Annotated in this window: 1 protein-coding gene; it reads right to left on the bottom strand. The window is 60.1% G+C overall.

Features of this window, described 5'->3' with window-relative positions; translation table 11 throughout:
* Positions 1-105: 105 nt before the first annotated feature.
* Positions 106-404 (bottom strand): hypothetical protein (locus AC07RN_RS21415; RefSeq protein WP_478337288.1); only part of this gene is annotated, 299 nt, incomplete at its 5' end.

Below are 404 nucleotides of genomic sequence, written 5' to 3'. Positions count from 1 at the left end.
ACCCGATGGAGAGGTCGAGAGCTTCGTACCGCTGACACATAGGTCGTCGCCCGGTGTCTCCATGAATCCCTCGAGAGTCGAACACACCGACCCAGAACGGGCCAGTCAACGAAAACGCTGCGCGACGTCCTGGCCGAACAGCACGTTGTGCAGAGGCGTTCTGGTCGCCTGCCGCGTCGTTCGAATTCCAGATGATGACGAGGCCTCGCCCCGGAACAGGACTGACTCGAATGCAGAATCGCGCACGGCCCGTATCCCGCCGGAGATCCTGAACAGCCTCAACAGAATAACTTCAATAACAGTACTGTTCGCTGAAGTGGATTCGTGTCGATCGGGATGACCGCCAGCGACCCGATGACCGGCGCTCGATAACCCGTCAGCCCGACCGACACCCCGGTTGCGAA

It is taken from the genome of Lelliottia sp. GFLA7 (assembly GCF_056490165.1).
Note: the sequence above shows the minus strand (reverse complement) of the source record. Positions and strands in the feature narration are given on the sequence as shown.